The organism is Actinomadura fibrosa, assembly GCF_900659615.1.
Taxonomy (GTDB): domain Bacteria; phylum Actinomycetota; class Actinomycetes; order Streptosporangiales; family Streptosporangiaceae; genus Spirillospora; species Spirillospora fibrosa.
This window is the reverse complement of the sequence record NZ_CAACUY010000088.1, coordinates 20,687-32,862: the sequence shown is the minus strand read 5'-3', so window position 1 is coordinate 32,862 and position 12,176 is coordinate 20,687. Positions and strand designations below refer to the sequence as shown.

The following is a 12,176-nucleotide window of genomic DNA, read 5'->3' as shown; positions in this document are numbered from 1 at the left end:
AGGCGGAGGAGGAACACCTCGCCGAGGGGTTCGGCGATCGCGGCGGTCCCGTCGGGCAGCGTGACGGCGCGGCCGGGCGCCGGGGCGGCGAGGCGGCGGCCGCGCCATGCGGCGGGACCGGCGGCGAGGACGCGGCCGGTGGCGGTCAGCAGCAGCCCCTCGCCGTGGAGGGCGCGCAGGTGCGGCAGGAACCGCTCGCGGAGCCGCTCGTCCCGCAGGTGCATCTCGTTCTCCAGGCGGGACTCGGCGAGCCGCGCGACGGCGGCGACCAGCGCGACCGTCGCCGGATGCAGCGCGTCCACGGTGGCGCTGACGTCGACGCAGCCGATCACCCGTCCGGAGTCGGGGTCGGTGATCGGGGCGCCCGCGCACGACCACCGGTGCAGGATGCGCGCGACGTGCTCGGCGGCGTAGACGTACTCGGGACGGCCGGTGGCGAGCGCGGTGCCGATCCCGTTGGTGCCGACCGACCCCTCGGACCAGCAGAAGCCCTCCGTCAGCCCGATCGACTCGGCCTCCCGGCGGGCGGCCGGCGGGCCGTGCGTCCACAGCGCGTGCCCCGCCTCGTCGGTGATCACCATCAGGTGGTCGTCCTCGTCGGCGACCTTGCTGAGCAGGTCGCGGAGCATCGGGAGGTGCGGGTCGAGCGGATGGGCGCCGCGGGCGTCGGCGAGGGAGGCGCGGTCGAAGACCAGCGGCGCGGCCCGGACCTCGGTGTCCACGCCGGCCTCGCGGGACCGCCGCCACGACTCGGCGATCGGGGCCCGCGCGGCGGGCACGCCGTCGCCGGCGCCCTGCCCCGGACGCTCGCCGGGACCGGTGCCCGGCGCCGAGTGCGCGGCCTCGTGCGCGCGGGCGATCCCGCGGGCCAGATCCAAGGGCTCGCGGCACGCGTGCGGCACCGGCGCGGCCTGATCCTGCACGACCATCAGCCCTTTCCCCGGAAGAGAAGTCGGCCCGTTCGAGGATCGGCCCACCGCGGGGGGCGGCGCAACCGGTTCCCGGGAACCCGCCGACCACCCGTCCCGCACACTGCGTGATCGAGCGATCGCAACGTGCATGCAACGTGGGGGCGCTTACCGTACGTCCATCGCCGGGAGCCGAGGGGCCATCCTGTGGACCCCGCCGCTCCGCGCGCATCCGGGGGGAATGCGCGTGGGGCGGCGGGGCGGGCCGACCGACATCGGTGGTCCCGGCACCAGGGGAGGAACGACCATGCTCTGCTTGACCTGTGACCGCGTCCGCCCGGCCCTGGACCGGACGGACTACACCGCCGACCGCGCGCGGCTCATCGTGCTGCGGGGACTGTGCACGTGCCGCGCGGGCGCGACCGACCGCCCGGTGCGGGCGCCCCGGCACGCCGCGGCCCGCAAACACGCCGTCGTGGCCACGGACACCTGACGTTCATGAACCGTTTCATGCCGATTCGCCTACAGTTAAGGAGCACCCACTCGCCGATCTCCTGGAGGGAGCGCCATGACCATGATCCCGGGTCCGTTCCGCCGTGCCGCCGTCGAGGCCGAGCACCGGCTGCGCGGGGGCGTCGGTCTCCTCGCCAGGCTGACCCGGGACCTGGAGCGGACGGCCGACCTCGGCCGCCTCCTCCCGTCGTACGGGGATCGTATCCGGTCGCTGGAGGAGGCCGTCCAGGAGCGCGACGCCGAGCTCGACGCGCTGCGCGCCGAGCTCCGGTCGCTGGTCGCGCAGCTCAACGACCGGCTGCTGCCGGGCATCGACGAGCGGATGGACGACACCGAACGCGATCTGTCCGCCGTCGCGGCGGGCCTCGTCCGGACGGGCCGCGACGGCGCCGAGCAGCGCGCCCGGCTGGAGGCCGCCGAGCGGCGCCTCTCCGACCTGCGCGGCAAGGTCGCCCAGATGGAGCAGCGCGCCGGGCTGTGGCGGGACCTCCAGGCCAGCATGGCGAGGCTCGGCGACGACGTCGACGCGCTGCGCTCCCGGTTCGCCCTGCGCGCGGCCGAGCCCGTCGCCGAGGTGGTGCGCGCCGCCGAGCCGGTGCGGGGGGTCGAGGCGGTGCGCAGCGTCGTTCCCGAGCCCGTCCAGCCGGTCGCCTCCGAGCGCGTCGCCGACCGTCCCGCCTGACCGCCGTCCCGCCCCTCGCGGGTGGATCGGGCGGGTGCCGGGATCCGGGAGAATGGTGACCATGACGGAGTCGTCGGGCGGCCGGGCCGCCGAGAGCAGCGAGGGTGCCGGACCGGCGGCGGGACGGGTCGTCGTGGTGACGGGCGCGAACGGCGCGGCCGGGCAGGCCGTGGTCCGCCGCCTCGCGGCGGACGGCGCGCATGTGGTCGCGGCCGGGCGCCACCCCTTCACGTGGAGCGATCCACGCGTCTCCCCCGCCGTGGTCGACCTGCTGGATCCCGCCGCCACCCGCACGTGGGCCGAGGAGGTCGCGGGCCGGTTCGGCGGTGTCGACGGGGTCGTCCATCTGGTGGGCGGCTGGCGCGGCGGCAAGAAGTTCGCCGACACCGACCTGGACGACTGGGCGTTCCTGCACGACCAGCTCGTGCGGACGGTGCAGCACGTCTCGCTCGCCTTCCACCCCTACCTCGGCACGGCGCCGCGCGGGCGGTTCGCGATCGTGTCGCAGCACGCGGCGCGGCATCCGAGACAGGGCGCCGCTCCGTACGCCGCCGCGAAGGCCGCGGCCGAGGCGTGGACGCTCGCGCTCGCCGACGCCTTCGCGGACGTCGCGTCCGAGCGCGCCGTGGGGACGGGCGACGGCCCCGCCGCGGTGATCTTCGTCGTGGAGGCGCTCGTCACCGACGCGATGCTGGCCGAGCGGCCCGGCGGCGACGCGTCGCGGTTCACGCACGTCGACGACCTGGCGGAGGCCGTCGCGGGCCTGTGGGACGAGCCCGCGGCCGAGGTGAACGGGCGGCGACGTGACCTCTCCTGACCACGAAGCGATGCCGGTGCTTCCGGCGGTGCGCGGGTTCGCCAGCGACAACCAGGCGTCCGTGCACCCGGAGGTCCTCGCGGCGCTCGCGGCGGTGAACGACGGCCACCAGCCCGCCTACGGGGACGACGCGGTGACGGCGCGGCTCCGAGAGGTCGTCCGGCGGCACTTCGGCGAGCAGGCCGAGGTGTTCCCGGTGTTCAACGGGACGGGCGCGAACGTCGTGTCGCTCCAGGCGATGTCGGAGCGGTGGAGCTCGGTGATCTGCCCCGAGACCGCGCACATCAACACCGACGAGTGCGGCGCGGCGGAGAAGGTCGCCGGGCTGAAGCTGGTGCCGGTGCCCTCGCCGGACGGCAAGCTGACGCCGGAGGCGGTCGAGCGGTACGCGGTCGGCTTCGGCAGCATCCAGCGCGCGCAGCCCGCGGTGGTGTCGATCACCCAGAGCACCGAGCTCGGCACCGTCTACACGGCCGCGGAGGTCGCGGCCGTCGCGGCGGCGGCGCACGAGCGGGGGATGCTCGTCCACATGGACGGCGCCCGCGTCGCCAACGCGGCCGCGGCGCTGGACCTGCCGATGCGCGCCTTCACCACCGACGCCGGGGTGGACGTGCTGTCGTTCGGCGGCACCAAGAACGGGCTGCTGCTCGGCGAGGCGATCGTCGTCCTGAACCCGGGCGCGGTGCGGGGCATGCCGTACCTGCGCAAGGCGGGCATGCAGCTCGCGTCGAAGATGCGGTACCTGTCGGCGCAGCTCGTCGCGCTGCTGGACGGGGACCTGTGGCTGCGCAACGCCGCGCACGCGAACGCGATGGCGCGGCGCCTGGCGGACGCGGCGGGCGCGATGCCGGGCGTGGAGATCGTCCGTCCGGTGGACGCGAACACGGTGTTCGCGGTCGTCCCGAAGGACGCGGCGGAGCGGCTGCGCAAGCGGTTCGCCTTCTACGTCTGGGACGACCGGACCGGCGAGGTCCGCTGGGTGTGCTCGTTCGACACCACCGAGTCGGACGTGGACGCGTTCGCCGCCGCCCTCGCCGAGGAGCTCTCCGCCTGAGTCCTCGCCCTGCTGCGAGGCCGTGACCAGCGCACCCGCGCGGGAGCCGCGGGCGCCGCCGGGCCAAGCGAACGCTTCTTTGGCCGCCGGGTTATCGTGGTCCGAACTGGATTCGGTACAGGAGGCGAGCCTGATGGCCAACCGCACCTTCGTCGTCGGCGTGGGCATGACCAAGTTCGAGAAGCCGGGCTCCCGCGACTGGGAGTACCCCGACATGGCCAAGGAGGCCGTCGGCAACGCCCTCCAGGACGCCGGCGTCGCCTACGACGCCGTCGAGATGGCCTACGCCGGGTCCATGTACGGGTCGATGGGGCAGCGCGCCCTCTATGAGACGGGCATGACCGGCATCCCCGTCATGACCGTCCAGAACGCGTGCGCGACGGGGTCGAGCGCCCTGTTCCTCGCCCGCCAGGCCGTCCGCGGCGGGCTCGCCGACTGCGCGCTCGCGCTCGGCATGGAGAAGATGAAGAAGGGCTCGCTCGGCGCGGGCATGGAGGGCTCGAAGGTCACGATCATCGACCACCACCTCAACTCCATGGTCGAGGGGCGCCCCTGGGAGATGGACAAGGCGCCCATGCCGCAGATGTTCGGCAACGCCGGCCGCGAGCACATGGAGAAGTACGGCTCCACGCCCGACCACTACGCCTGGATCGGGTGGAAGAACCACAAGCACTCGGTGAACAACCCGTACGCCCAGTTCCAGGACGAGTACACCCTGGACGACGTCAAGAACGCCCCGATGATCTTCGATCCGCTGACCAAGCTCCAGTGCTCCCCCACGTCCGACGGGGCCGGGGCCGCGATCGTGGCGAGCGAGCGGTTCGTCGACGAGCACGACCTGTGGGAGCGGGCCGTCGAGATCGCCGGGCACCACATCTCCACCGACACCCCCGCGAGCTTCGAGGACCACTCGTCCATCCAGGTCGTCGGCTTCGGCTGCTCGCAGCGCGCCGCCCGCAAGGCGATGGACGAGGCGCGGATCTCCATCGAGGACGTCGACGTGATCGAGCTGCACGACTGCTTCAGCGCCAACGAGCTGATCACCTACGAGGCGCTCGGCATGGCCGAGGTCGGCGAGGGCCACAAGCTCGTGGACGAGCAGGCCACCACCTACGGCGGACGGTGGGTCGTCAACCCGTCCGGCGGCCTCATCTCCAAGGGCCACCCGCTCGGCGCGACCGGCCTCGCCCAGTGCGCCGAGCTGACCTGGCAGCTGCGCGGCGAGGCGGGCGCGCGGCAGGTCGAGGGCGCCCGCGTCGCGCTCCAGCACAACATCGGCCTCGGCAGCGCCTGCGCCGTCGCGGTCTACAAGCCCGCCACCGCCTGATGTTCCCGCGCCGTGCCGCCCTCACCGCGTCGATGGGGGCGGCACGGCCCCGCGATCAGCAGAGGTCGATGAAGACCGCGCACAGGTCGAGCGGGAGGGTGCCGGTGCCCGCGGCCAGCAGGGTCCCCTCGGGGCCCGGGACGCGGATGATCCCGCCGAGCCCGAGGAACAGCCGGTTCAGGGCGGACAGCAGCATCCCCAGGTGCCTGGCCCGGGGCGCGACGGCGGCCGCCGCGGCAGCGCCGCCGTCGATGACCCGGCCGAGATCATCGCCGTGCCGGACCAGGGTCCCGGACGTCCGGTCGGCGAGCTCGCCCGCGGCGTCGAGCAGCCGGGACACGTGGTCCGGACGGTCGTGGAGCGACGGCGCGAGCAGGTCGAAGTCCTCCGCCGCCCCGGCGAGCACGCCGCCGCGGTCGCCGAGCGTCCGCGACACCCCGGTCAGGTCGAGGATCAGCCGTTCGATCTCGTCCCGGCGCGCGTGGACGGCGTCGACGAGCCGCGCGCCGTCCTCCACCGTCCGGCGCAGCGCCGGGCCCTGCCCGCGCAGGCCGCCCGCCAGGGCGCGGAGCAGCGCGGCGACGTCCTCGGGCGCGATGGCGCGGGCCAGGTCGTAGGCGGGACGCGCGGCGTCGGCGGGCTCCCGCGGATCGGCCGTCCGGACGATCTCGCCGCCGTCCGGGAGCGCGGGGCCGGCCCCGAGTTCGAGCACCAGGTCCTTCGGCCCGAAGACCGAGACGGGCTCCACCAGGACCCGGGTCGTGGCGGGCACCGCGATCGCGTCGTCCACCCGCAGCGCGACGGCCGCCCTTCCGTCGGGACGCAGCCGGACGGCCTCGACCGTGCCCACCGCGATCCCCCGCACCTTCACGTCGGACCTGCCCGGGTCGAGCCCCTGCCCCGCCCTCGCGAACACCGCCCGGTAGCGGCGCACCCGCCCCTCGTCCGGCGACGCCGTCACCGCGACGGCGGCCACCGCCAGCGCGATCGCGGCCAGTCCCGCCAGCGCGTACGCGATCCGGGAGCGCGGGGACAGCTGCTCGTCGCTCATGGCGCGGCCCTTTCCGTGGGGCCGCCCATTGCACCGCGCGGTTCAGGCCGCTGCTATGCCCATCGCGACGGAGATTTGCCCCCGTTTCACGTTGGATGTCACAAAAGTACGCCCATAAATTAGACATGCGACAAGACTTGAATCTTGTCTCATCCCGGCTACCCTGGAGGTGAGCCGCCACCGGTCAGGAGGTGCGATGCCCACCCCTCCCGCGCCCGCCCCGTCCTCCCCCACCCCGGTGGCCACCGCCGCCGCCCGCACCCGACCGGCGGCCCGCGCACCGCTCGGCCCCGGCACGCTGCTCTGGCGGCACGCCGCCGACCTGCGCTCCCTGCTCCCGGGCGCCGCCGCCGGGCTGATGCAGCTCATGCATCCCGGCATCGGCGCGGGCGTCACCGAGCACTCCGCCTTCTTCGACGCGCCGTTCGACCGGATCCACCGATCCGTCCCGCAGATCTGGGCCACGATCCTCGCCCCGGACGGCGCCGACCGCGCCCGCGCCGTCCGCGACCTCCACCGCGCCATCGGCGGCACCGACGAGCACGCCCGCCGCTACCACGCCCTCGAACCCGAGACGTTCTGGTGGGCGCACGCCACCTTCACCTGGGAGATCTTCAGAGCCGCCGAGCTGTTCCACCCCGGCGCCCTCACCGCCGAGGACCGCGAGCGCATGTACGCCGAGACCGTCACCTGGTACTCCCGCTACGGCGTCAGCATGCGCCCCGTCCCCGCCGACCACGCCGCCTTCCGGTCGAAGTTCTGGCACGTCTGCGCCAAGCGGCTGGAGCTCACCCCCGCCGCGGCCCGCGCGCTGGAGATCGCCAAGCACGGCTCCGACACCGTCACGCTGCTCCCCGTCGGCGGCCCCCGCCTCGACCGCGCGGGACGCCGCGTCGCCGAACGCCCCCTCCGCCTCATCACCTTCGGGTGCCTGCCCTCGATCGTCCGGGAACGCTTCGACATCCCGTGGACGCCCCTGGACCAGGCCCGGTTCTCCGCCCTCGCCCTGGCCAACCGGCAGGGCTACCGGATGGTCCCCACCGGCCTCAACCACTGGGCGCTGCGCAGCATGCTCCGCTACATCGGCGCCCAGACCCGTCCCGACCGCTACCGGCCCGCCGCCTGATCCCGCCTTGTTAAACGGTCGGCGAGCAGGCCGGGGCGCCGACCTTGTCGCGCAGCTCCCGGCAGGCCACGAGCACGCGCTCCACGTCGTCGTCGCTCAGCCCCGCGTGCGTCGACAGCCGGACGAGGGTGCGCCGCAGCGACGTCGCGGGCGGGAACAGCGCCGCGCTGAAGATGTCGCGCCCCGACAGCGCGTCCCGCAGCAGCGTCGCCTCGGCCTCCGACGCGGCCCGCAGCGCGATGATCTGCGTGTCGCCCTCCCCCAGGTCGTAGCCCAGCGCGGCCAGGCCCCGCCGGAGCCGGCCGGTGACGGCGTTCAGCCGCTCCCGCCGCCAGCCCTCCTCCCGGACGACCTCCAGCGCCGCCGCGAGGCCCGCGATGTCGTGCGGCAGCAGCGTCGTGCTGAACACCGCCGGGAACGCGGTGTGCTTGAAGTAGTCCACGAACCCGGCGCGGTCGCAGGCGATCAGCCCGGCCCGCCCCGGCAGGGCCTTGGCCAGGCTCGCGGTGCGGAAGTCGACCCGCCCGGCCAGCCCGAGCGCGGCGACCAGGCCCTCGCCGCGCTCCCCATGGGTGCCGAGCGAGTGCGACTCGTCCACCACCAGCAGGCACCCGTGCTCCTCGGCGACCTCGACGAGGCCCTCCAGCGGGCACACCGACCCGTCGGTGCTGTAGACGGCGTCCGCGACGATCACCCCGGAGCCGCCCACCTCGATGCGCCGCCGCAGGTGCGCCAGGTCGTTGTGGCGGAAGTAGGCGATCTCGGCGCCCGCCGCCCGCGCGCCCTCCCACAGCGACATGTGCGCCAGGACGTCGAGGTAGACGGGCACGTCGGGACCCGCCACGACCTGGAGGAGCCCGGTGTTGGCCGTCCATCCCGAGGGGCACAGCACCCCCGTCCCGGCGCCCATGTGCCCGGCGAACGCGTTGCCCAGCAGGATCTGCGGATGGTCGTCCGGCAGGCAGGGCCCGGGCAGCGGCGCCGCCCCGTCGGCGGCGCGCAGGCTGGCGATCATCGCCCCCGTGATCGCCGGATGCTCCGCGATGGCGAGGTAGTCGCTGCAGGTGAGCACGATCGCCCGGCTGCTCGGCGCCCGGGACGGCCGCGGCCGGCGCCCGCCCCTGGCGCCGCGGAAGTCCTCGATGCGCTCGCCCAGTCGCTGGTGGGCGCTGGTCATGGTCGTCACTCTCCCCGATCGGACGACGGTAACGGTCAGTAGCCTCCGGTAAGCATAGTGTCAATTTCAATCATGGCACGGACCAAAACGGCGTCCCCCTCCGGAAAAGTTCGAGTGGAACGAATCATTCCGTTCTGCTATACTCGAACCATCACCACAACGGTGGACAACGAGGGAGACAACACCATGAGCGAGACCACCGCCTCCGGCTGGACCCTTCTCGACAGCGCCCACACCGCCCTGCGCGACGTCGTCCGCGGCGTCCCCGCCGGAGACTGGAACCGCCCCACCCCCTGCTCGGAATGGAACGTCACCCAGGTCCTCCAGCACGCCGCCGGCGACCAGCTCGCCTACGCCTCCGCCATCACCGGCGAGCCGGGCCCCGCCTACAACCCCTTCGCCCCGTCCGGCACCCTCGACGGCACCCCCGCCGAACTGCTCGAACCCGCCCTCACCGCCTGCGCCGCAGCCTGGGCCACCATCGGCGAGGACGCCGGGCCGACGCCCGTCCCCGTCCCCCCGAACACCCTCTCCCCCGCGCTCGGCTCCGGCGCCGCGGCCCTCGACGCCGCCGTCCACGCCTGGGACATCGCCGTCGCCACCGGCCAGCCGTCCCCGCTCACCCCCGAGATGGCGCGGGAACTCCTCCCCGTCGCGAAGGCGATCGTCGAGCCGCTGCGCCAGTACGGCGCCTTCGCCGCCGCAATCGAGGCGGACGGCGACGACGTCGACGACCTCCTGCACTACCTCGGCCGCGACCCCCACTGGAAGGCCTGACGCACCCGGAGCCCTGCGGCGCCCCCGCCGCCGCAGGGCTCGCCGCGCCGCAGGCCGGACCGCCGCCGGGCCGGCGTCCACGCTCCGCCACCGTTCTCCCACGGGGCGTTCTCTCCGAAGGCAGCCCCACGTCGCATAACCTTCAACCAAAGAGCCGACAAATAAGGTGTGGAGACGATCGCCGCCGGCGCTGAACACGCGGCGCCCGCCGGACTTCCCCTGCCCGGCGGCGACGCCGCGATCCCCGCGCTTCGCACCCGCCCGCCGAGGCCCCGGCGCTCCCGGCGGCGACGCCGTACCGCCGCCGCGGCCCTCCTGACCGCCCTCGCCGCCACCGCGATCCTCGTCCTCGCCCTCGGACCGGGAACCCCGACCACGACCGTCACCAGGACCGCGACCACCGCCGCGACCGCGGTCGGGCACATGCGCTGGGCCTTCCTGCCCTTCCTCGTCCTCCTGTCGCTGCTGCACTACGTCTTCGCGGCGGTCGCGCTGCGCGGCGCGGCCGGACGGCCCCTCCCGCTCTACACGACCACGCTGACGCAGTTCACCGCCGCCGCCGCCAACCGGATCACGCCGAGCGGCCTCGGCGCCGTCGCCGTCAACACCCGCTACCTCGTCTGCCGCGGCGTCCCGCTCCCCCGCGCCGCGGTCGCCGTGGCCGTCCTCCAGGTCGCCGGGCTGCCCGCCGACCTCCTGCTGATCGCCGCGGTCCTCGGCCTCGGCGGCGGGAACGGCCGGATGCTCGACGCGATGGGCAGCCACGCCCTCCGGGCCGCCGGCCACGTCCCGCCCGTCCCGCTGCTGGTCGGCGCGGGGATCCTGCTGCCCGCCGCCGTCCTCATGGGCCGCCGCGCCGCCCGCTCCCCCGCCGTCGGACGGGCCCTCGCCGGATTCGCGGACCTGTGCCGGCGCCCGCGCGACCTGGCGATCACCGTCGGCGCGTCCGCCGCCACGACGTTCGTGCTCGGTCTCGCGTTCGCGCTGAGCGCCCTCGCCGTTCCCGGGACGCTGGTGGGGCCGGAGGACGTCCTCGCACTGCTGGCCGCCTACCTCGTCGGCGCCGCGGCGAGCTCCGCGGTGCCGTCGCCGGGCGGCGTCGGTTCCACCGAGGCGGCCCTGGTCGCGGCGCTCGCGGCCCTCGGCATCGCCGCCGCGCCGGCGCTCCAGACCGTGCTGCTGTTCCGGGCGATCACGTTCTGGGCACCGGTCCCGGTGGGCCTGCTCGCCTGCCGGACGCTGCGCCGGTGACCCCGGCACCGCGCCGGCGCCCGCCTTTACGTTGTAGATCATGAACGGTCGAGCGCGAACACCCTCACGGCGTTGCCGGAGAGGAACGCCTCCCTCCGGACGTCGTCCAGCCCGAGGTCGTCCAGCCCCCTGAGCGCGCGCTCCGGCGTGATCATGGGGAAGTTGGTCCCGAACATGACCTTGTGGTGCCGGTCCTGGGTCATGTACCGGACGAGCTCGGGCGGATACCGGCGCACCGTGTACGCGGACGTGTCGATGTAGACGTTGGGGTGCTTGCGGCAGACCGCGACCATCTCCTCCGTCCACGGGTAGCCGATGTGCCCGCCCACGATGACGAGCTCAGGGAAGTCCAGCGCGACCTGGTCGATGTAGGGGATCGGACGTCCCGTCTCGCTCGGCCTGAGCGGACCGGTGTGCCCGACCTGCGTGCAGAACGGGACGCCCAGCTCCACGCACGCGGCGAACAGCGGGTAGTAGCGCCGGTCGGTCGGCGGCAGCTCCCACAGCCACGGCACCACGCGCAGCCCCGCGAACCCCAGCTCGGTGACGCATCTCCGCAGCTCGCGGACGGCCTCCATCGGCTTGCGCAGATCCACGGACGCGATGCCCCGGAGCCGCCCGGGCGCCTCCGCCGCGAACGAGGCGACCTCGTCGTTGCTCACGAGATCGCCCTCCGGCCCGTACCAGGCGCTGATGAGGCCGACGTCCACTCCCCCGGCGTCCATCGCGGCGACCGTGGCGGAGACGGGCGGCTGCTCTTCGGGCGGCTTCTGCCCGGTCCACCGCCACAGCGAGTCGAGCATCCCGTGGTTCAGGAAGCGCACCGTCCCGTGCTGCATCCAGGCGTCAACGATCATCCGTCCCTCCTCCGAGCGCCCGCCACGCGGCCGCGCTCACCACCTCGACCTGCTCGTCCGTAGGCTCCGCCGCCTGGCCGTGCAGCCACAGCCGGCACAGCTCCTGCGCCGGCCCGAGCCAGATCACGAACGCGGTGACGGCGTCGACATCGGGCAGCGCCTCGTACCGGACGTGCACCCGCCACCACTCGCGGACCTGCCGGAAGAACACCCGGTTGCGCTCCCCGAGCTCACCTCCGCCCGGCCGCCGCTCCGTGAACAGGAACCGCGCTCGCTCCCGGTTCCGCACGCACCAGCGCACGTGAAACGCCACGACCCCGGACACGGCCCCGCGCGCGCTCTCGTGCGACCTCAACTCGGCGAGGAACGCCTCCTGGTACAGGGCGATGCTCTCCACGAACAGCGCCTCGGCGACCTGCTCCTTGCCGGCGAAGTGGTGGTAGAAGCTCCCGACGCTCACCCCGCTCGCGGCCCGCAGGCTGCTGAGCGTCGTGCCCGCCACCCCGTCCCGGCCGAACAGCTCCAGCGCCGCCCGGAGGATCCGCTCCCGCCCGTCCTCGCCCATGGAGCATCATTCTGTCGTACTAGAACAATCTTCTGTCAACATCGGCGACTCACCGTGATCACCTGACCACG

The 12,176-nt window shown here is 74.3% G+C and carries 13 protein-coding genes; 8 read left to right on the top strand and 5 right to left on the bottom strand.

Annotated features, from left to right (window positions below; all coding sequences use genetic code 11):
* The coding region (locus E1300_RS26275) for a GAF domain-containing protein (RefSeq protein WP_131759741.1) at window positions 1-929 on the bottom strand (929 nt) is incomplete at its 3' end.
* Window positions 930-1,215: 286 nt separating this feature from the next.
* On the opposite strand from E1300_RS26275, the gene E1300_RS26270 reads away from it, so the two are divergent.
* The 5 genes from E1300_RS26270 (at window position 1,216) to E1300_RS26250 (ending at window position 5,301) form a co-directional block, all read left to right on the top strand.
* Entirely contained in the window at window positions 1,216-1,401 is a 186-nt protein-coding gene (locus E1300_RS26270) for a hypothetical protein (protein WP_131759740.1), read from the top strand.
* Window positions 1,402-1,476: 75 nt separating this feature from the next.
* Entirely contained in the window at window positions 1,477-2,103 is a 627-nt protein-coding gene (locus E1300_RS26265; protein ID WP_131759739.1) for a hypothetical protein, read from the top strand.
* A gap of 61 nt (window positions 2,104-2,164) precedes the next feature.
* Window positions 2,165-2,920, top strand: a complete 756-nt coding sequence (locus E1300_RS26260) for an SDR family NAD(P)-dependent oxidoreductase (protein ID WP_131759738.1) — start codon at window positions 2,165-2,167, stop codon at window positions 2,918-2,920.
* Window positions 2,921-2,930: 10 nt separating this feature from the next.
* Window positions 2,931-3,974 (top strand): threonine aldolase family protein, encoded by a 1,044-nt coding sequence (locus E1300_RS26255; protein ID WP_131759737.1) that lies wholly within the window; start codon window positions 2,931-2,933, stop codon window positions 3,972-3,974.
* Window positions 3,975-4,107: 133 nt separating this feature from the next.
* Window positions 4,108-5,301 (top strand): thiolase C-terminal domain-containing protein, encoded by a 1,194-nt coding sequence (locus E1300_RS26250; RefSeq protein WP_131759736.1) that lies wholly within the window; start codon window positions 4,108-4,110, stop codon window positions 5,299-5,301.
* Between the two features lie 55 nt (window positions 5,302-5,356).
* On the opposite strand, the gene E1300_RS26245 is transcribed toward E1300_RS26250, so the two are convergent.
* A complete protein-coding gene (locus E1300_RS26245; RefSeq protein ID WP_131759735.1) occupies window positions 5,357-6,352 on the bottom strand; it encodes an MCE family protein in 996 nt (331 codons plus the stop codon).
* A 196-nt stretch (window positions 6,353-6,548) separates the two neighbouring features.
* Between E1300_RS26245 and E1300_RS26240 the strand changes: the two genes are divergently transcribed.
* Entirely contained in the window at window positions 6,549-7,478 is a 930-nt protein-coding gene (locus E1300_RS26240) for an oxygenase MpaB family protein (RefSeq protein WP_131759734.1), read from the top strand.
* A gap of 10 nt (window positions 7,479-7,488) precedes the next feature.
* Here E1300_RS26240 and cqsA read toward each other — a convergent pair whose 3' ends face one another.
* Window positions 7,489-8,655 carry an alpha-hydroxyketone-type quorum-sensing autoinducer synthase gene (gene cqsA, locus E1300_RS26235; protein WP_131759733.1) on the bottom strand — a complete coding sequence of 389 codons (1,167 nt, stop codon included), beginning with the start codon at window positions 8,653-8,655 and terminating at the stop codon, window positions 7,489-7,491.
* Between the two features lie 186 nt (window positions 8,656-8,841).
* On the opposite strand from cqsA, the gene E1300_RS26230 reads away from it, so the two are divergent.
* Window positions 8,842-9,432, top strand: coding sequence for a TIGR03086 family metal-binding protein (locus E1300_RS26230; RefSeq protein ID WP_131759732.1), 591 nt, complete (start codon window positions 8,842-8,844; stop codon window positions 9,430-9,432).
* A 168-nt stretch (window positions 9,433-9,600) separates the two neighbouring features.
* Window positions 9,601-10,683, top strand: a complete 1,083-nt coding sequence (locus E1300_RS26225) for a lysylphosphatidylglycerol synthase transmembrane domain-containing protein (RefSeq protein ID WP_131759731.1) — start codon at window positions 9,601-9,603, stop codon at window positions 10,681-10,683.
* A gap of 38 nt (window positions 10,684-10,721) precedes the next feature.
* On the opposite strand, the gene E1300_RS26220 is transcribed toward E1300_RS26225, so the two are convergent.
* Both E1300_RS26220 and E1300_RS26215 read right to left on the bottom strand, forming a co-directional pair.
* The gene (locus tag E1300_RS26220; protein ID WP_131759730.1) at window positions 10,722-11,540 is read right to left on the bottom strand and encodes an amidohydrolase family protein; all 819 of its coding nucleotides are present in this window, start codon (window positions 11,538-11,540) and stop codon (window positions 10,722-10,724) included.
* Entirely contained in the window at window positions 11,530-12,105 is a 576-nt protein-coding gene (locus E1300_RS26215) for a TetR/AcrR family transcriptional regulator (RefSeq protein WP_131759729.1), read from the bottom strand. Before E1300_RS26215 ends, E1300_RS26220 begins: the two co-directional genes overlap by 11 nt.
* Between the last annotated feature and the right edge of the window lie 71 nt (window positions 12,106-12,176).